This window comes from Bacillus sp. hwrm1, from assembly GCF_040207805.1.
GTDB lineage: Bacteria > Bacillota > Bacilli > Bacillales > Bacillaceae > Bacillus > Bacillus velezensis.
Genome location: NZ_CP157943.1, coordinates 2,462,795 through 2,480,351 on the forward strand (window position 1 = coordinate 2,462,795; position 17,557 = coordinate 2,480,351).

At 45.1% G+C, this 17,557-nt stretch carries 23 protein-coding genes; all 23 read right to left on the minus strand.

Translation table 11 applies throughout. From position 1 onward, the window contains the following. Positions 1-5 precede the first annotated feature (5 nt). The 23 genes from fliQ to hslV all read right to left on the minus strand — a co-directional run bounded on the left by fliQ (position 6) and on the right by hslV (position 17,552). Positions 6-275 (minus strand): flagellar biosynthesis protein FliQ, encoded by a 270-nt coding sequence (gene fliQ, locus ABK447_RS12350; RefSeq protein ID WP_003154234.1) that lies wholly within the window; start codon positions 273-275, stop codon positions 6-8. A 14-nt stretch (positions 276-289) separates the two neighbouring features. Beyond that, positions 290-955 (minus strand): flagellar type III secretion system pore protein FliP, encoded by a 666-nt coding sequence (gene fliP, locus ABK447_RS12355; RefSeq protein ID WP_094031706.1) that lies wholly within the window; start codon positions 953-955, stop codon positions 290-292. After that, the gene (gene fliZ / locus ABK447_RS12360) at positions 948-1,601 is read right to left on the minus strand and encodes a flagella biosynthesis regulatory protein FliZ (RefSeq protein WP_003154237.1); all 654 of its coding nucleotides are present in this window, start codon (positions 1,599-1,601) and stop codon (positions 948-950) included. The genes fliP and fliZ overlap by 8 nt, the downstream gene beginning before the upstream one ends. 14 nt (positions 1,602-1,615) lie before the next feature. Next, a complete protein-coding gene (cheY, locus tag ABK447_RS12365; protein WP_003154238.1) occupies positions 1,616-1,978 on the minus strand; it encodes a chemotaxis protein CheY in 363 nt (120 codons plus the stop codon). 26 nt (positions 1,979-2,004) lie between these two features. Continuing rightward, a complete protein-coding gene (gene fliY, locus ABK447_RS12370; RefSeq protein WP_015417472.1) occupies positions 2,005-3,141 on the minus strand; it encodes a flagellar motor switch phosphatase FliY in 1,137 nt (378 codons plus the stop codon). After that, a complete protein-coding gene (fliM, locus tag ABK447_RS12375) occupies positions 3,131-4,129 on the minus strand; it encodes a flagellar motor switch protein FliM (RefSeq protein ID WP_003154240.1) in 999 nt (332 codons plus the stop codon). The genes fliY and fliM overlap by 11 nt, the downstream gene beginning before the upstream one ends. 33 nt (positions 4,130-4,162) lie before the next feature. Continuing rightward, the gene (gene fliL, locus ABK447_RS12380) at positions 4,163-4,582 is read right to left on the minus strand and encodes a flagellar basal body-associated protein FliL (RefSeq protein ID WP_003154241.1); all 420 of its coding nucleotides are present in this window, start codon (positions 4,580-4,582) and stop codon (positions 4,163-4,165) included. Next, positions 4,579-4,794, minus strand: a complete 216-nt coding sequence (locus ABK447_RS12385) for a flagellar FlbD family protein (protein ID WP_003154243.1) — start codon at positions 4,792-4,794, stop codon at positions 4,579-4,581. The genes fliL and ABK447_RS12385 overlap by 4 nt, the downstream gene beginning before the upstream one ends. Positions 4,795-4,833: 39 nt before the next feature. Further along, positions 4,834-5,610 carry a flagellar basal body rod protein FlgG gene (gene flgG, locus ABK447_RS12390; protein ID WP_007409783.1) on the minus strand — a complete coding sequence of 259 codons (777 nt, stop codon included), beginning with the start codon at positions 5,608-5,610 and terminating at the stop codon, positions 4,834-4,836. A 24-nt stretch (positions 5,611-5,634) separates the two neighbouring features. After that, positions 5,635-6,075 (minus strand): flagellar hook assembly protein FlgD, encoded by a 441-nt coding sequence (gene flgD, locus ABK447_RS12395; RefSeq protein WP_007409782.1) that lies wholly within the window; start codon positions 6,073-6,075, stop codon positions 5,635-5,637. After that, entirely contained in the window at positions 6,076-7,419 is a 1,344-nt protein-coding gene (locus tag ABK447_RS12400; protein WP_076424139.1) for a flagellar hook-length control protein FliK, read from the minus strand. 6 nt (positions 7,420-7,425) lie between these two features. Next, entirely contained in the window at positions 7,426-8,040 is a 615-nt protein-coding gene (locus ABK447_RS12405) for a MotE family protein (RefSeq protein ID WP_007409780.1), read from the minus strand. An 11-nt stretch (positions 8,041-8,051) separates the two neighbouring features. Then, on the minus strand, positions 8,052-8,495 hold the full coding sequence (gene fliJ / locus ABK447_RS12410) for a flagellar export protein FliJ (protein WP_003154253.1): 444 nt from the start codon (positions 8,493-8,495) through the stop codon (positions 8,052-8,054). 5 nt (positions 8,496-8,500) lie between these two features. After that, complete coding sequence (gene fliI / locus ABK447_RS12415) at positions 8,501-9,817, minus strand: flagellar protein export ATPase FliI (RefSeq protein ID WP_015239853.1); 1,317 nt, start codon at positions 9,815-9,817, stop codon at positions 8,501-8,503. After that, positions 9,814-10,569: a flagellar assembly protein FliH gene (gene fliH, locus ABK447_RS12420; RefSeq protein WP_015239852.1), complete on the minus strand. Its 756-nt coding sequence runs from the start codon at positions 10,567-10,569 to the stop codon at positions 9,814-9,816. Before fliH ends, fliI begins: the two co-directional genes overlap by 4 nt. Continuing rightward, positions 10,562-11,578, minus strand: a complete 1,017-nt coding sequence (fliG, locus tag ABK447_RS12425; RefSeq protein ID WP_003154256.1) for a flagellar motor switch protein FliG — start codon at positions 11,576-11,578, stop codon at positions 10,562-10,564. Before fliG ends, fliH begins: the two co-directional genes overlap by 8 nt. Positions 11,579-11,590: 12 nt before the next feature. Continuing rightward, complete coding sequence (gene fliF, locus ABK447_RS12430) at positions 11,591-13,201, minus strand: flagellar basal-body MS-ring/collar protein FliF (protein WP_076424137.1); 1,611 nt, start codon at positions 13,199-13,201, stop codon at positions 11,591-11,593. A 42-nt stretch (positions 13,202-13,243) separates the two neighbouring features. Further along, positions 13,244-13,564, minus strand: a complete 321-nt coding sequence (fliE, locus tag ABK447_RS12435) for a flagellar hook-basal body complex protein FliE (RefSeq protein WP_007409777.1) — start codon at positions 13,562-13,564, stop codon at positions 13,244-13,246. A 10-nt stretch (positions 13,565-13,574) separates the two neighbouring features. Continuing rightward, positions 13,575-14,027, minus strand: a complete 453-nt coding sequence (gene flgC / locus ABK447_RS12440) for a flagellar basal body rod protein FlgC (protein WP_015239851.1) — start codon at positions 14,025-14,027, stop codon at positions 13,575-13,577. Beyond that, the gene (flgB, locus tag ABK447_RS12445) at positions 14,027-14,416 is read right to left on the minus strand and encodes a flagellar basal body rod protein FlgB (RefSeq protein ID WP_003154260.1); all 390 of its coding nucleotides are present in this window, start codon (positions 14,414-14,416) and stop codon (positions 14,027-14,029) included. The genes flgC and flgB overlap by 1 nt, the downstream gene beginning before the upstream one ends. 353 nt (positions 14,417-14,769) lie before the next feature. Continuing rightward, complete coding sequence (codY, locus tag ABK447_RS12450) at positions 14,770-15,549, minus strand: GTP-sensing pleiotropic transcriptional regulator CodY (protein WP_003154263.1); 780 nt, start codon at positions 15,547-15,549, stop codon at positions 14,770-14,772. A 37-nt stretch (positions 15,550-15,586) separates the two neighbouring features. Beyond that, complete coding sequence (hslU, locus tag ABK447_RS12455) at positions 15,587-16,990, minus strand: HslU--HslV peptidase ATPase subunit (RefSeq protein WP_007409775.1); 1,404 nt, start codon at positions 16,988-16,990, stop codon at positions 15,587-15,589. Between the two features lie 16 nt (positions 16,991-17,006). After that, entirely contained in the window at positions 17,007-17,552 is a 546-nt protein-coding gene (gene hslV, locus ABK447_RS12460) for an ATP-dependent protease subunit HslV (protein ID WP_014417767.1), read from the minus strand. Between the last annotated feature and the right edge of the window lie 5 nt (positions 17,553-17,557).

Here is a 17,557-nt window from a genome sequence, read left to right on the forward strand (position 1 = left end):
TGATTCTACCCTGCAAATCGGTTCAGATGAGAGAACAGATCAGTTGTGAACGAAAGAATCGTCGACAGCATCCAAGGACCGAAAAAGATCAGTCCAAGCATCACCGCCACGATTTTCGGAATGAACGCAAGCGTCTGTTCCTGGATTTGAGTTGTCGCTTGAAAGATACTGACGAGCAAACCGACAATCAGCGCGATCGCAAGCAGCGGCCCGCTGATCATTAGTGTTACATATACGGCTTTTTCCGCCATGGAAATTACAAATTCTGAACTCACAATTAGCACCTACCCTAAAAGCTGTCAAGCAAAGATTTCACGATTAAATACCATCCATCGACCAAAACGAAAAGCAATATTTTAAAGGGCAGAGAGATCATAACCGGCGGTAGCATCATCATTCCCATTGACATTAAGACGCTCGCCACGACCATATCGATAATTAAAAACGGAATAAAAATCATAAAGCCCATTTGAAAAGCGGTTTTGAGTTCTGATATCGCATAAGCGGGCACCATCGTCGTCAAAGGAATATCCTGAATCGATTCAGGTTTTTTCATTTTGGCATAGTTCATAAACAGCGCCAGATCCTTCTGCCTTGTATGCTTGCTCATATACTCTTTAATCGGCTTCTCGGCTTTTGTATATGCTTCATCGAGACTGATTTTATTGTCCATCAGCGGCGTTAAGGCTTCCTTATTAACCTCTGAAAAAGTCGGCGCCATAATAAAAAACGTCAAAAACAGCGCAAGGCCGATTAAAACCTGGTTGGGAGGCATGTTCTGCGTCGCCAGTGAGGTTCTTACAAAAGACAGGACGATGACGATTCTCGTAAAGCAGGTCATCAAAATCAGAATCCCCGGCGCCACTGAAAAGACAGTCAAAAGCAGCAGTAATTTAACAGTGGAGCTGACTTCGGTCGGACTGTTTGAATTAAAAAGATTAATAAATTCATTCATGGTGATAAGGGCCTTTCTTCTTTCCTTCAGAACGGCTTTGTTTCAGCTCGTTCAGCTGTTCTTTCAGCGCTTTTGAAAACGACGGAAGCATCGTTTGCGGCTTTTTTTCTCCATCCTTACGCGGATTTACGAGCTTGGTCCATTCCACTTTTGAAGACATCGACTCTTCGTATTGGCTCAGAATCGCCTCGCGCTCTTTTTCATCTTCAATTTCTTTTAAAAGCTGTATCGTTTCGCCCACACCGACTACGAGAACGCTGTTTCCCACTTTAATCAGCTGCACGGAACGGTTTTGGCCGACTGATGTTCCGCCGATATTTTCTACATATTGAAACGGCTTCAGCAGACGGTTTCTTCTATTCATCAGTTTGACAAATCCATAGATCAGCAGAATGACGAATAATAACGCCCCAATCATCTTCACAAAATCAAAAGCGGAGACAGAAGATGCAGAAGCATCCCCTATCTCTTGATCAGCCGTTTGTTTCGATGTATCGCTTTTTTTCTCTGTTTTGTTTGTTGATTGTTTGTCAAACCATTCGTTGACGGTGGAATTGTCAGACTCCGCCGCAAAAGCAGGGAACGGATGTACATTGAGTAAAACGAAACAACAAATCAAAGCTAGTAAACCATGACTCTTTTTCAACAGTCGTACACCCTTTAGCTTAATGTTTTATTAATAGCTTCAAGCACGCGGTCCGCTTGGAACGGTTTCACGATAAAGTCTTTTGCGCCGGCTTGAATCGCGTCAATAACCATTGACTGCTGGCCCATAGCCGAACACATGATGATTTTCGCCTGCGGATCGATTTGTTTAATTTCCTTTAAAGCTGTAATCCCGTCCATTTCAGGCATTGTAATATCCATTGTCACAAGGTCGGGGGAATGCTCTTTGAATTTTTCGACTGCCTGCGCTCCGTCTGAAGCTTCAGCTACAACGTCAAAACCGTTCTTCACTAAAATATCTTTGATCATCATTCTCATAAATGCTGCATCGTCTACAATTAAAATTCTGTGTGCCATAATCTGTTTCTCTCCTCTATGTTCGCTTATTTTAAATTGTTAAGGCGGTCTGCCTGACTTAAAATATCAGTGACTCTCACGCCGAAGTTTTCTTCTATGACAACGACCTCGCCCTTTGCCACGATCCGCTGGTTGACCAGGATGTCAACAGGTTCACCAGCCAGCTTGTCAAGCTCAATAATGCTTCCCGCAGAAAGTTCAAGGATTTCTTTGACGCTTCTCTTCGTTCTGCCGAGCTCAACCGTAACGGAAAGCGGAATATCCATCAGCATATCAAGGTTATTCCTTGATCCTTGCGCCGCTTCGTTATGATCAAACGCCTGGAATTCCACCGGAGCGACTTGAACAGGAGCAGCTTTTTTTGCGGTTCCCTGTCTCTTCGGAAGCTCGGGTTTTGCCTGCGGCTCCGGCTGCATGGCAGGTTCCGGCTGCGGCGTTTCGTATGTTTGCTGAGGTTCTGATACAGTTTCTGCGGCCTCTGACTCATGCTGGTCTGCAGTCATCAGGTCTGCGATCAGATCTTTCGCAAACGTAATCGGATAAAGCTGCATGATGCTCGAATCGATTAATTCGCCGACTTTCAGACGGAATGACACTTTTACGAGCAGGTCATCCTCAGGTATTCTGTCGGTCCCTTTTTCTTCCGTCACATCCAGAAGTTCAACCCTTGGCGGAGAAATGTCAATCTTTTTACTGAACACGGTCGACATTGACGTAGCAGCCGAGCCCATCATTTGATTCATTGCTTCCTGCACGGCGCTCAGGTGGATTTCACCGAGTGACGGATCGGCGCCCCGGCCGTCCCCGCCGATCATCAAATCCGCGATGATGGCCGCGTCGCTTTGTTCGACGACGAGCAAATTGCTGCCGTCAAAGCCTTCTGTGTAGTTCACTTCAATGGCAACATACGGATGAGGAAATTCATCACTGATTTTGCTTTTTGAAATGACGGTCACACTCGGGGTCGTAATGTCCACTTTTTGATTTAAAAGAGTGGACAGCGCCGTAGCCGAGCTGCCGAACGAAATATTCCCGATTTCTCCGATCGCATCGCGCTCTAGTTCAGACAAGTTCGCCCCTTGAGGCTGTTCTGTATCCTCTGACTGACTGCTTGTGCCGTTAAGAAGAGCATCGATTTCATCTTGAGATAATCTATTGTTCATCTTGTTCACCTCTTATGTCGTGATCTAAAATTTGCACTGCCTGTCTTCGATTCACCCGGCCGGCCTGCCCTAAAAACTTCGGTTTGTTTCCGACCAATACAGTAAGAGGATCAGTCACTGATTTGTCCAGAGTTATACAGTCCCCGACTTCCAAACTTAAAAATTCTTCTATTGTCAGTTCAGAAGCGCCCAAGAGAGCCACAACGGGAATTTGAGCCGTCATGATGCGCTTTTCAAGCAACTTCGTTTCTTCGGGCTTCGCTTCATTCCGGTCTGATTGCATCCAATAATGTACGGAAAGCTTAGGGATAATCGGCTCAAGTACGACATGGGGAATACAAAGATTAATGACACCGCTGATTTCACCTATCTGTGTATTGAGAGAAATGACAACGACTGTTTCATTTGGGGAAACCATCTGTACAAACTGAGGATTCACTTCAAATTCAGTCATTTCAGGGTCAATATCAGCAATTGATTGCCACGCTTCTTTGTAGTTGCCCAGTGCATTTTCAAATAAGTTAGAAATAATATTCGTTTCAATTTCCGTAAGGCTGTCAGCTTTGTTATGAGTGATGCCGATGCCTCCCATGACGCGGTCAAGCATTGCGTATGCGATGGTGGGATTAACCTCCATCATGATTCTGCCTTCCATCGGATGAACATCGAATAAATTTAAAATCGTCATGTTCGGTATGGAACGGATAAATTCTTCATACGGCACCTGGTCAACTGAGCTGACGGATATATGAATATACGTTCTGAGCTTGGCGGAAAAGTGTGTTGTGAGAAGCCTCGCAAAGTTATCATGTATCCGGGTTAAACTGCGTATCTGATCTTTCGAGAATCTGAGAGCCCGTTTAAAATCATATACCTTTACTTTTTTCTCTTTAACTTCCTTTTTCAGCTCTTCCGCATCCGCCTCACCCGTGGAAATGGCGGAAAGCAGTGCGTCTATTTCATTTTGGGAGAGAACTTCTCCTGACATTTTCTTCACCTCCGTATTCTGTCAAATTTGTTTTTATTGCAGATTAAAGGAGGTAATGTACACTTTCTGAACTTTTCCTTCTTGGAGATAGCTGTTTACTTTCTCTTTTAATGATTGTTTAAACGCTTCTCTTCCTTTATCTCCCTCAATCTCTCCGGCGCTTGTGTCGGCTAAAATGGAAATGATGTTGTCTTTCACCTGAAAATCGCGTTTTTCAAGTTCTTCCTTCGCTTTAGCCGAGTCGGTTTCAAGCTTGATGCCGATACGGATGATGCTGTCAGACTTTAAGTTTGTCGTGATATCGTCGACAGACACAGTGGCTGCAACGACTTCGTCAATTGTCGGCTTTTTATCTTTGCCGGAATGTCCGCTGACGACAAAATATGCTGCCGTTCCGAGGCCGGCGATGACAATTAAAATAATCAGCAAAATGATGACTAATTTTTTCTTCATTCTTCTTCCTCTATTCCCTGATCCAGTGAAAATATTTGTATGCTATGGTAAAACGATATGACTTTTTTGAGAACTGCTTCTTCCGGTTCTTTCACTACGAACTTTTTGCCGTTGGACAGTGTAATCGTCGTGTCGGGGAAGCACTCAATCTGTTCGATAAACAGCGCGTTCAGCGTAAAAGGCTGGCCGTTTAAACGGGTGACTTGAATCATGCAATCCGGAGAAGCGGCCTAACCGCCTCTCCTCCCTCCTTACCGTTTCAGATTAACCAGCTCCTGAAGGATTTCATCTGAAGTCGTAATGATTTTTGAGTTTGATTGGAAACCGCGCTGAGCAACGATCATTTCGGTAAATTCATCTGTCAGATCTACGTTTGACATTTCAAGATAGCCTGCCAAAAGCTTACCCGTTCCGTTTTCGCCAGGAGTGGTGACTGCGCTTGCAGCTCCTGAACTTAATGATTCTCTGTAAAGGTTTCCTCCGATTTTTTCCAGACCGGCGCTGTTAGGGAACGTGACCAGACCGATTTGTCCGGCATCATGAACCTCATCCCCTGCATCAGTGTATGTAACGGTTCCGTCTGCACCGATGCTGTAATCTTTCGCATCAGTCGGAATATTGATTTTACCGCCGCCGATTTTTTCAAGGTAGTACCCGTCAGTCGTAACAAGGTTCCCTTGATTGTCCTTACCGAAATTCCCCGCACGTGTGTAAACAATTCCCGCACCTGTATTAATCTGAAAGTAGCCGTCTCCGTCAATGGCTAGGTCGGTTTTATTCTGTGTAGCCTGCGGGGCGCCGGTTGAATGAACAACATCAATGGAAGAAGTCGCGGCACCCAAGCCGATTTGTTTTGAATTGGTCACGTTTGAACCGCCGGCGACTGTCTGGCTGATCATATCTTTAAATGTAACGCGGCTTTTCTTAAATCCCACTGTGTTGACGTTGGCGATGTTATTGCCGATTACATCTAGTTTTGTCTGAAAGTTTTTCATGCCGCTGATACCGGAATATAATGAACGTAACATGTTAAATTCCCCCTGAGTTTCTTATTATTTAGATGTTTCGCTGACGGCCGTGACATTCCACGGACTGACCTCTTTGCCATTTTCAAGCACGAGCACGTAATTGCCGTTTGAATGCTTGACTGAATTGACTGGGCTTGTCTGATCCTTCCCGTCGCTGTCGCTGAATGTGACATTTTTGCCGATCCAGTTCACATACATCGTAAACGGATCTTGATTTTCTACAAATTTAGTCATCGTCGTATTCATATTCATCATTTGCTCCAATGAAGAAAATGTCGCCATCTGGCTGATGAATTCTTTGTCATCAACCGGATTGAGCGGGTCCTGGTTTTGAACCTGTGTCATTAAGATCTTCAGAAATTCGTCTTTCCCTAAATTCGTGCTGCTGTTTACTGCGGAGGTGCTCTTCGCGCTTGAAGTGGTTGAAGCGCCCGCCGCGGCATAATCCGAGTTTACTGATGTCAACTATTCTTCCTCCATTTCATTGAGAGAAAGCTCCTCCAGCATATCTCCGAAATCGCCTGACTGCTGCTGGTTCTTCTGCTCTCTCTGTCCCTGATGCTGCTGTTTATTGTGATCGGCCGTCTGCCCGTAAACAGGCTGCTGATCCCCGCTTTGAAGCGGGACTGTAAAACGGTCGACCTGGACCGACATATTCGGAAGCGACTGTTTCAGCTGAGGAAGATGCTGTTCCAGCAGCTCTTTCGCGGACTGGCTGGATGCGATTATTTTGCTTTGAAACATCCCGTTTTCATTTGTCACCTTAATTGTGACAAATCCGAGGTTCTCGGGATTAAGACGAATCGTAAAGCTTCCGGTTGTTTTCCCGAAAGGCGTGTATTTCATCTGTTTCCAGCCGCTGATGACCTGATCCGTTAACGGTTTATTTTCTGCCTGCTGCTGTTCAGCTCCTGCGGACGCTTGCTGAATGCCGGCAAGGCTTCTCGTTCCCGAAAACAGTATATGTGCAGACAATTTGCTATCGGGCGCCTTTGCGTGAGAAACCGTGCCGCCGTTTTGCTGTTCTGTTTTCCCGGCTGACTCTTGGGATGATTCAGATGATTGAGATAACACAAAAGCTTTCAGCTCAGTTTCAGCCATATCCCATTCCTTTGTTCCCTTTTGAGAAAGGCCCGCAAGCTGCTCCGCGACGCTTTGAAAGCTCTTCAGCTCAGCGGCTGTCATGGAGTAAAGTTTAGATGCAGATTCGTTTTTCGGAAAAAATGTCTGCCGCAGGTCTTGAATCACGCGGTCTGGGACACCTTGTTTTTTCAATGCCTCTAATAAATGGGCGCCTTCCTGGTAAACCGCCTTTGCCTGCGCGCTGTCCGGCAGTTCCTGCTGAGATGTGAAGAGCTGGGATACGGCTTCTTGAATGAAAAGCAGGCCCTTCTCAAGCGCATCCTTGACGGAATCCCCGTCTTTTGCGGAAGAATCCGGCTCATCCGTTTCAGGCTTCGCCCCATGCTGTTTGCCCGCTAACATGTCTTCAACAGATTCGGCAAGCTGTTTCAATAAAGGAAGAGCTGTTGCAGCCGTCTGCTTTCCTTCAAGTGCTTTTACCGCCTCAAGCAGCTGTTTTAGCTGCAATTCTTTATCTTCCGGGCCGGCTTTCAGCCAATCACCGATTTTCGATAGGGCATCATTCAGCTCAGCGTCACTTGTTTTTGTTTCATCTCCGGGCTGCCGGGGAGAAGTGATTTCCGACAGAAGCCAGTTCTGAAATAGACCTAAGCTGTTTACATTCATCTTCACATTGCTGTTTTGCACAGTCTGCGTACGATTACCCGTTAATTCAAGCAGCTTCAACTTACATCACTCCTTATTTCCGTCAGCGGATAGTTTTTCTGTATATTTAGCCGCTTGTTCAGGAGTCATTTTCGTCAAGATTTCAGCAAGCTGCTTTTTACTTAATCCGTTTAAAATATCGAGGGCTTCTTTTTCTTTCAGCTTTACGATAATGCTTGCCGCTTTACCGCTGTCCATACTTTTATAGATGTTGATCATTTTATCTTTTCCGGCTGAATCCGCAGCGTCTTTTTTCGTTTCATCCGTCTTCGTTTTCTGCTGCTGTTCAGCTTCCTGTTTCAGTGAACGGATTTTCTGATTCAGATTATCGATTTCGGACTTACTTGTGTCTAAATCTTTATTCAAAATGTTAATTTCACTTTTTTGTTCCTTTATGGTCTTTTCAAGAGAAGCCGTTCTGTCTTCCTTCTGCTTTTCCGCCGCGCTTTTCATTTCTTTCGTTTCGGGAACCAATTCTTTTAAAACAGGCGTTTTAGCGGCTGTTTCCTGAATCGGCTTCATTACATCAACGCCGGCAGCCCAAAGAATGATGCTTGCGACGATGATCAGAAAAATCAGCGGGATCATGATAAAAAGCAGGATTGAACCGAACTTTCCAGATCTCTTTTCTTTATCGGCCATTTCATTCGCTCCTAATGCCCCTGAATCATAAACTGCTTGATTGAAATGTCGTCCATTTCCCTCATCTCTGCAGCTTTGTCTTCAAGTGCGAACATATTAAATTGTTTTTCCCGCATTTTTTCAAATTTCTTTACTTCAATGTTTTTTTCGGTGAGCTGTTCCTGCTTCTCATTCATTTCATTTCGTTTCATGATGACAAGCTTTTGATAATGATAGATGGTGTTCTCAAGATTGGAAACGAATTGCTGATAATGTCTCATTTCCTGAACGCTCATCCCGCATTTCAGCTTTGATTCTTTGTCTTTTTCGAGCAATTCTTTTTTGCTCATATTTTCATATAGTTTTTCAGCCACTGTCTCAAATTCAGAAACCGATTGTCTGTATTCAGTCAATGTTTGGTCTTTTTCATTTTCTTTTAATTCCAGCAGCTTTTGAAATCTGAATTGGTATGCCACGATGTTTATTCCTCTTTTCCTGTCAGACTCGTCAATGCCGCAATGCTGTCTTCCAATTGAGCAGGTTCTTCCGTTCCTTGTTTTAAAAATTGAATAAGCTGCGGATAAAACTGAATCGCTTCATCAATTTCTCTTGATGATCCTCTTTTGTAAGCTCCGATATTAATGAGATCTTCAGAGTTTTGATAAGTTGACAGAAGATCGCGGAATTTGTTGGCCGCCTCTATATGCGATGTGTCTGAAATATTAGACATGACCCTGCTGATGCTTTTCAGGATGTTCACGGCCGGGAACTGCCCTTTGTTGGCAAGCGCCCGATCGAGAACGATATGCCCGTCTAATATTCCGCGCACCGTATCGGCAATCGGTTCGTTCATGTCATCTCCGTCTACGAGAACCGTATAAAAAGCGGTTATCGTTCCTTGTTCATTCGCGCCCGTTCTTTCCAGCAAACGGGGCAAAATAGCGAACACAGAAGGTGTATATCCTTTTGTTGTCGGCGGTTCTCCCGCTGCCAGGCCGATTTCCCGCTGAGCCATCGCGACCCTCGTGACAGAGTCCATCATGAACATCACATTCCGGCCCTTATCGCGGAAGTACTCTGCAATGGCGGTGGCCGTATACGCCGCTTTCAAACGCATTAAGGCAGGCTGATCAGAGGTCGCGACTACGACTATCGAGCGTTTCAGGCCTTCTTCACCTAAATCCTTCTCGATGAATTCACGCACCTCGCGCCCCCGTTCACCGACGAGTGCGATAATGTTTAAATCAGCTTCAGTCTGCTTCGCGATCATTCCCATCAGGGTGCTTTTTCCGACTCCGCTTCCGGCAAAAATCCCGATTCTCTGCCCTTTTCCTACCGTCAGCAGACTGTCAATCGATCTGACGCCGACACCCATCTTTTCCCGTATCGGCGGGCGTTTCATCGGGTTTGGCGGCGGCTGTTCCGTCGAAACGGGGGACAAACCTTTCGGAAGCGCCCGGCCGTCAAGAGGCTCGCCGAACGCGTCGACAACTTGTCCGATTAAACCCGCGCCTACTTTGATGCGGAGCGACTCGCCAGTGGCCTCCACAATGCTGCCCGGCGCGATGCTGGCCGCTTCCAGATAAGGCATTAACAGAATGTTTTCATCTTGGAAGCCTACAACCTCAGCTTTAATCGCTTTTCTCGCATGGCCTTTCGGATAAATGAGACAAACATCTCCGATTGAGCTTTCGGGCCCTTTTGATTCAATCATCAGCCCGATGACCCGTTTAACCTTGCCGTAGCGTTTGTACGGATCCGCTGTTTCAATTGAGTCTATTAAATACTGTGTCTTCATTGCTCCGCTCCCGCCTCAAGCGCCGTTAAAAGTTTTTGCTTTAATTGCATCAGCTGGGTGTCTATGCCTGCATCAACCCGTCCGAACGGAGTTTCTATCGAGCACGTTCCCTTTGCGGCTTTTTCATCGGCATATAAGCTTAATCTGCATTCTTTGTATAACAGCTGCTGAATTTCGTCCATATGCTGATGAACCGTCTCATAATATTCAGGGTCCACATAGATGGAGATGTCATCATAATCTTTTACTTCGGCTACTACCTGTTTGACCAGCAGAAGGAAAGCCTCTTTATCATCACTTTTTTGCCGCCATACTTTTTTAGCGAGCGCAACGGAAAGCTCAATAATCTCTTCCTCAGCGCTTTCCAGTTTTTCCTCGACTGACTGTCTCGCCATTTCCATAACGGCATTGGCCCGGCTGATGAGATTGGCGTATTCAGCTTGAGCCTCGGCTTTTCCCAATGCCATGCCTTCTTCATATCCTTCTGCCTTTGCTTCTTCTATCAATCTTTGTTTTTCTTCCGCCCAGCGGTTTTTCTCTTCTTCAATCTGCAGAAGAGTGTGCTCTAATTGATTTTTCGCTTCTTCAGACACCCTGTCGGCTTCTGCTTTGGCAAAAGCCATGAGAGCCTCTGGATTTTCGGGTTCCTCCCGGTCTGGATGGGAATGTGTTTTCCTGACTTCCTGCAAGGAAAGCTTGCGCCGTTTTTGTTCAGGAGAAAATGATGATTGCTGTTTAATGATATTAGACAATAATATCGTCTCCTCCGCCTCGCGCGATTACAATTTCTCCGGCTTCTTCCAGCTTGCGGACGACGCCCACGATTCTTGATTGCGCCTCTTCCACATCACGCAAACGCACAGGCCCCATAATTTCCATTTCCTCTTTAAACGTTTCAACCATACGCTGTGACATATTGCTGAAGACGATCTCTTTGACTTCCTCGCTCGCAACCTTCAATGAAAGCAGGAGGTCGTCGTTTTCAACGTCTCTGATCACGCGCTGAATCGCACGGTTATCAAGGGTGACAATATCTTCAAAGACAAACATCCGTTTTTTGATTTCATCCGCCAATTCAGGATCTTGGATTTCCAATGAATCAAGGATCGTTTTTTCCGTTCCTCTGTCTACGCCGTTTAACACTTCAACAACGGCTTCTATGCCGCCGGTCTGCGTATAATCCTGCGTAAAGGAGGAGGACAGCTTTTGTTCAAGGACCCGCTCCACTTCATTTATGATTTCAGGAGACGTTCTGTCCATAACCGCAATCCTTCTTGCCACCTCAGCCTGAACGTCCGGGTTCAGCTCAGACAAAATCTGTCCGGCCTGCACCGGGTCAAGGTAGGATAAAATCAGCGCCATCGTTTGCGGATGTTCCTGCTGAATGAAATTTAAAATCTGTTCGGGCTCCGCTTTTCTCGCGAAATCAAACGGCTTTACCTGCAAAGAAGAGGTGAGCCTGTTTAAAATGCTTACCGCTTTGTCTTCTCCGAGCGCTTTTTCAAGCACTTGGCGGGCGTAATTTAAACCGCCTTGTGAAATATAGTCCTGAGCGATTGCGATATTATGAAATTCTTCAATGATTTCATCTTTTCTTTGATGATCGACGCTTCTGACTCCCGAAATCTCGAGTGTCAATCTTTCAATTTCTTCTTCAGACAAATGCTTGTACACAGAAGCTGATACATCAAGGCCTAAGGAAATCATGAGGATGGCTGCTTTTTGTTTTCCTGTAAGCTTGTTCTGATCACGTTTCGCCATTTTCCATTCCCCCTAATCCTCGTCCAGCCAGCTTCGAAGCAATTTAGCAAAGTCTTCCGGTTTTTCTTTAGCCATTTTTTCAAGCTGTTTTCGTCTGACTGTTTCTTCCGTTTCAATTTTCTCTTCGTTGATATCAGGCAATCGAACCGGCTCGGGCGGTGTTTCATATTCATATTCTTCGTATTCATCCTCTTGTGAGCGTTTCTTTCTGATGAGGAGAATAATAAGCAGAATAATGGCCGCAAGCAGTACGCCGCCTGTAATGTATACCCAGATCGGAAGACCTGAAGATTGTGCCGAATCTGTGTTCAGGCTTGTTTTTCCGTCAAACGGCTGAACGGATACAACGATTTTATTGTTGATATCATTGTCTGTCAGGTTTTGATTTTGCGTTTCGTTTTTATCAAGAGACGTTCTGACGACCGTTCCTAAAATCTTCTGTATATCAGCCTGTCTCTGTGCTGATAAGGAAGCGGCATTTTTCGGATTAGGCGGCTCCACCATGACCTGAATGCCTAAATCACGCACTTTATACGGGCTTTCCGCGATTTCTTTATGAATGCGGTTGACTTCATAGTTGATTTTATTGCTGCTTTTTTCGTAGTCCCCGCTGTTTGAACCGCCGTTTGTCTCGGCATAGTTCGCGGTGTCATTGCTTCCCGTTCCGGCCGTGCCGCCGTTGGCCGCGCCGTCGCCTTTATACGTTTCCGCAACTTTTTCGGCGCTTACCGTTATGCCTTCCATGTTATCTTTATCGACAGGTTCGACAGTGTCTTCAGTGCGTTTTTCCTTCGTGAAGTCAACATCCGCCGTCACGGAAACAACGACCTTATCCTGCCCCATCATTGTGCCGAGCAGTGACTGAACATGTTTTTGAATGTCCTTTTCGACCTGCGACTTAATACCTTGCTGAGAAGCATAACTGTCAGAAACGGACCCTGCACCGCTGTCACTTTTGTCATAATATGTAGAATTTTGATCCATTATGACGATATTATCTTCTTTTAAGTTCGGAACACTTTTAGAAACGAGATGGTACAGCCCGTTGATCTGGTTTTGATCAAGCGAGTAGCCCGGTTTCATCTGCAAAACGATTGATGCGGACGCTGCCGGCTGATCTTCACCGACGAACACGGCTTCTTTCGGCATGTTGATCATGACCTTCGAGCTTTTAATACCGTCCATTTCATTTATCAGGTTTGACAATTCGGTCTGAGTCGCCTCAACCTTTAAAACGTCAAACTCATTATCCGTCAGGCCGAAGCCCGCATTTTGTCCGAAAAACGAATAATCAATTGATCCCGTTTTCGGCAGGCCTTCCGCGGCAAGCTGGACTTTAAGCGAATCCACTTGGCTCTCAGGAACCTTAATGACCGTGCCGCCGTCAGCAAGTTCAGAAGACACCTTTTTCGTATCGAGCTCTTCTTTAATCTTCCCCGCTTCTTCCGCGGACAAATCTTTATAAAGAGGCACCATCTTTTCAGACGAAGTAAAAATAATAACGACGATGAGTAAAATAATGAATGCGGCCAAGCCGCTTACCATGAGTATCTTCTGTGTTTTTGATCTGTTGTTCCAAAACGCTGCCGTTTTGGTTTTCATTTGCATTAGAGTACGATTCATGTTAACCCCCGGTCATTCCAGTCATTCTCTTCAATCTGACCACTACATCTGCATTCTCATGATTTCCTGATAGGCTTCCACGGCTTTATTGCGGAATTCGGTAGCGGCCGTCAGAGAAATATTTGCTTTTTGGGCAGCGATCATGACCTCGTCAAGGTTTACATCCTTTCCTGCAGCCAGTTCGTTCGTTATTTGGTCAGATTTCACTTGTGACTCATTTAACGAATCAATAGAGTTTTTTAAAAGCTCCGAAAAGCTTGTTTGGTTTGAAGAATCAGTTTTTTGAGTTTGGTTTAATTGATTCGTTACGTTTTGAGTATTTTGGGTTTGTTGAAGCTGAAAAGGAGTAATAGCGTTAACCACTTACATCACCTTACTTTCCGATTTCTAACGCCTTCAAAAGCATGCCTTTGGAGGCGTTTAATGCAGTTACGTTTGCTTCATATGATCTCGAGCTGCTGACAAGATCCACCATTTCCTTTAATGGATCTACATTTGGTTTTTGTACATATCCGTCTTTATTCGCATCAGGATTCTCCGGATCATAAACGAGATTAAAAGCGGACGGGTCTTCCGTAACACCAGATACCTTTACGCCATTTCCCGCGCTTCCTGTTCCGTTCATCTTGGAATGTAAAAGGGACGAAAATGATTCGCCTCCGGATTGGAGAGATACCAGCTTTCTTCTGTAAGGCACCCATTCGCCATTTACCTGCTTCGCTCTCGTTGTATCCATATTGGCCAGGTTGGACGATACGACGTCCATCCGGACACGCTGTGCAGTTAAAGCGGAACCCGAAATATTTAAGCTTTGAAAGCCACTCATTATTTTCCTCCTGTCAAGACGGTTTTCAGAGAATTGAATTTGCCGCTCATTCTTTCAACCAAAGCCTGATAATTAATTTGGTTTTCGGCTAAATCTGTCATTTCTTTGTCGATATCGACATTGTTTCCGTTTTGCTGGTACGATGTATCACTGCTGGACACGATAGAATAATCGTCCCCCGAACCCGTAAAGTCAACGTGCCGATAGTCGGTTTTTACAGCCTCAAGATTGGATGTTTCCTGATCTAACAAATTTCGGAAAGAGACTTTTTTTGCCTTATAGTTCGGTGTATCTATATTGGCGATATTATTAGTTAAGACTTTTTGCTTAATGTCCGCTCTCCCCAAGGCATTCTCAAGATTTTGTATAGTTCCAGAAAATAAGTCCAAATCCACTTACCTCCATTTCAGATATTTTTCTCCTAAAAATCCTTGTCGAGAATTGTAAAACCATATGCTTATTGTAAGAAATAACAGGCTTAAAGTCTATGAAGTTAGGCTAAAAAAAAGTGCTCAATTATATCTATTTTGCATGTAGGTATTAAGCCCTAGAATATTTGTACTACAAGGATTTGTTTAATATAAGACTGAAAATAGCAGAATTTCTGTTTCTTCCTCCTTTTTTCACACAGCAAGATGGATTATCTCAGATCAGATTCCAATAAGCAACTTTAAACTGCAACTTTTCACCTATTGTCCATAAAAAAAGCAGAACCCCCATTTTCAGGGATCCTGCTTTTGTCTTAATGAGATTTAAGGTTTTCCAATTCAATAAGGAATTTGTTGTTCAGAACTTTAATGTACGTCCCCTTCATTCCCAGTGATCTGGATTCAATGACACCTGCGCTTTCCAGCTTTCTCAGCGCATTAACGATTACTGAACGCGTAATGCCGACACGGTCGGCAATCTTACTTGCCACAAGCAAGCCTTCGTTTCCGTCAAGCTCTTCAAAGATATGCTCAATCGCTTCAAGTTCACTGTAAGACAGAGAACTGATCGCCATTTGAACAACCGCTTTGCTTCGCGCCTCTTCTTCGATTTCTTCCGCTTTTTCTCTTAAAATCTCCATTCCTACAACGGTTGCTCCGTATTCAGCAAGAATGAGATCATCATCTTCAAATTGATCCTGCAGACGGGACAGAATGAGCGTGCCCAGTCTCTCTCCTCCGCCGATGATCGGCACGATCGTTGTTAAGCCCGCTTGGAACAGGTCTCTGTTTTCCACAGGAAACGCCGTGTATTCGCTGTTGATATCAAGGTTTGAAGACGTCTCCGGAACATTGAACAGATTTCTCGTGTACTCTTCCGGGAACTGGCGGTCTTCAAGCATTTTTTTCATGCGGTCATTTTCAATCTGCTGATTAATAGAGTAGCCCAAAAGCTTTCCTCTGCGGCTGACGACGAAAATATTAGAATCAATGACGTCACGAAGTGTTTCAGCCATTTCTTTAAAGTTTACGGGTTTGCCTGCCGCAGCCTGCAGCATGCTGTTAATAATTCGTGTTTTTTGTAGTAAAGCCATGATAAATAATCCTCCTAGAATTCCTCTTATTAAATTTTCACAATATAAATTGACTTAGATCTTTGTTGTTTGCAATCGTTCCGAGCTTTTCTTCAACGTATTGCGGCGTGATAGCGACTTTTTCCATCGTCACGTCCGGCGCTTCAAACGACAGGTCTTCCAAGAGACGTTCCAATATCGTGTGAAGCCTTCTCGCTCCGATGTTGTCCGTATCCTGATTCACATGATAAGCCACTTCGGCGATCTTACGAATAGCTTCGTCAGAAAATTCAAGAGATATACCTTCTGTCTGCAATAAAGCCTGATATTGTTTTAACAGCGCGTTATCGGGTTCGACGAGAATCTTCACAAAATCATCTACCGTCAGCTTGCTCAATTCTACACGAATCGGAAAGCGGCCCTGCAGCTCCGGAATCAGATCAGACGGTTTGGCCATATGGAATGCCCCGGCTGCGATAAACAGCACGTGATCTGTTTTGACGGAGCCGTATTTCGTGACGACGGTAGATCCTTCGACAATCGGAAGGATATCTCTTTGAACGCCTTCTCTCGATACATCTGCTGAGGAAGAAGCCCCTCCGTTTTTTGCGATTTTATCTATTTCGTCAATAAAGATAATGCCGCCCTCTTCAGCTCTTAACACGGCCTCTTGGCCGACTTCATCCATATCGATTAATTTGCCTGCCTCTTCATTGGTCAGAACCTTCCTTGCTTCTCTGACCGTCATTTTGCGGCGTTTTTTCTTTTTTGGCACCAGATTGCTCAGCGCATCCTGCATATTCATGCCCATCTGCTCCATCCCGGAGCCTTGCAGCATGTCAAACATCGACGGCTGCTGCTCTTCCACCTCTACGGAGACGTAATGGTCTTCGAGCTCTCCCAATGCGAGCTGATGCGCCATGCGCTTTCTTTTCTCTTCAAGGCTTGCTTCTTCCTGCTGGTCGGCTTCATCATCATTTGCCGCCTGGTTTCCTCCGAAAAGCATTTCAAACGGATTTTTCACACCCGCTTGTTTTTTCTTTCCCGGAACGAGAAGCCGCACTATACGTTTGTTTGCATTTTCTTCAGCCTGCTCTTTCACTTCGCTGATTTTTTCTTCTTTAATGAGCCGCACAGATGTCTCAACGAGGTCTCTGACCATTGATTCGACATCTCTGCCTACATAGCCGACTTCTGTAAATTTTGTCGCTTCAATTTTTATAAATGGCGCACCGGTAAGCTTGGCGATCCTTCTGGCGATCTCTGTTTTCCCCACCCCGGTCGGGCCCATCATCAGGATGTTTTTGGGAACGATCTCGTCTCTCAGTTTTTCATCAAGAAGACTTCTGCGATAGCGGTTTCTTAATGCCACGGCGACAGCTTTTTTCGCATCCTGCTGTCCTACAATGTATTGATCCAACCGATCTACGATTTGTCTCGGTGTTAACGGTTTGTTTTCCATGCGCCTCAAGTCCTTTCTATTCAAGTTCTTCCAAAATGATCTGATCGTTTGTGTACACACAAATCTCGCCCGCGATTTTCAAAGCGGCTTTTGCAATATCTTTGGCGGACAGATTCTCTCCGGCATAGGTTTTCAGCGCTCTTCCTGCTGACAGGGCGTAGTTTCCGCCGGAGCCGATTGCCAAAATGCCGTCATCCGGCTCAATCACTTCACCTGTTCCCGATACGAGAAGCAAGGTATCCTGGTTCATGACAATCAGCATGGCTTCCAGCTTGCGCAGCACTTTATCGCTGCGCCATTCTTTCGCAAGCTCAACCGACGCACGTTTTAAATTGCCGTTGTATTCTTCAAGCTTCGCCTCAAACATTTCAAAAAGTGTGAAAGCGTCTGCAACAGATCCCGCAAATCCGGCCAGAACCTTTCCGTTAAACAGCTTTCTCACTTTTCTTGCAGTATGTTTCATGACTACAGCCTGACCGAATGTGACCTGGCCGTCTCCTGACATAGCGCTTTTCCCGTTATGCCGGACGGCAAAAATCGTTGTCGCATGAAAAGATGACATGAGAA

Bases quoted from the DNA above. Each gene is read 5' to 3' on its own strand.
- fliP (WP_094031706.1), bottom strand. From the start codon at position 955: ATGAATGAATTTATTAATCTTTTTAATTCAAACAGTCCGACCGAAGTC.
- cheY (WP_003154238.1), bottom strand. From the start codon at position 1,978: ATGGCACACAGAATTTTAATTGTAGACGATGCAGCATTTATGAGAATG.
- fliY (WP_015417472.1), bottom strand. From the start codon at position 3,141: ATGAACAATAGATTATCTCAAGATGAAATCGATGCTCTTCTTAACGGC.
- fliM (WP_003154240.1), bottom strand. From the start codon at position 4,129: ATGTCAGGAGAAGTTCTCTCCCAAAATGAAATAGACGCACTGCTTTCC.
- fliL (WP_003154241.1), bottom strand. From the start codon at position 4,582: ATGAAGAAAAAATTAGTCATCATTTTGCTGATTATTTTAATTGTCATC.
- ABK447_RS12385 (WP_003154243.1), bottom strand. From the start codon at position 4,794: ATGATTCAAGTCACCCGTTTAAACGGCCAGCCTTTTACGCTGAACGCG.
- flgG (WP_007409783.1), bottom strand. From the start codon at position 5,610: ATGTTACGTTCATTATATTCCGGTATCAGCGGCATGAAAAACTTTCAG.
- ABK447_RS12405 (WP_007409780.1), bottom strand. From the start codon at position 8,040: ATGGCCGATAAAGAAAAGAGATCTGGAAAGTTCGGTTCAATCCTGCTT.
- fliI (WP_015239853.1), bottom strand. From the start codon at position 9,817: ATGAAGACACAGTATTTAATAGACTCAATTGAAACAGCGGATCCGTAC.
- fliG (WP_003154256.1), bottom strand. From the start codon at position 11,578: ATGGCGAAACGTGATCAGAACAAGCTTACAGGAAAACAAAAAGCAGCC.
- fliF (WP_076424137.1), bottom strand. From the start codon at position 13,201: ATGAATCGTACTCTAATGCAAATGAAAACCAAAACGGCAGCGTTTTGG.
- flgC (WP_015239851.1), bottom strand. From the start codon at position 14,027: ATGAGTGGCTTTCAAAGCTTAAATATTTCGGGTTCCGCTTTAACTGCA.
- codY (WP_003154263.1), bottom strand. From the start codon at position 15,549: ATGGCTTTACTACAAAAAACACGAATTATTAACAGCATGCTGCAGGCT.
- hslU (WP_007409775.1), bottom strand. From the start codon at position 16,990: ATGGAAAACAAACCGTTAACACCGAGACAAATCGTAGATCGGTTGGAT.
- hslV (WP_014417767.1), bottom strand. From the start codon at position 17,552: ATGTCATCTTTTCATGCGACAACGATTTTTGCCGTCCGGCATAACGGG.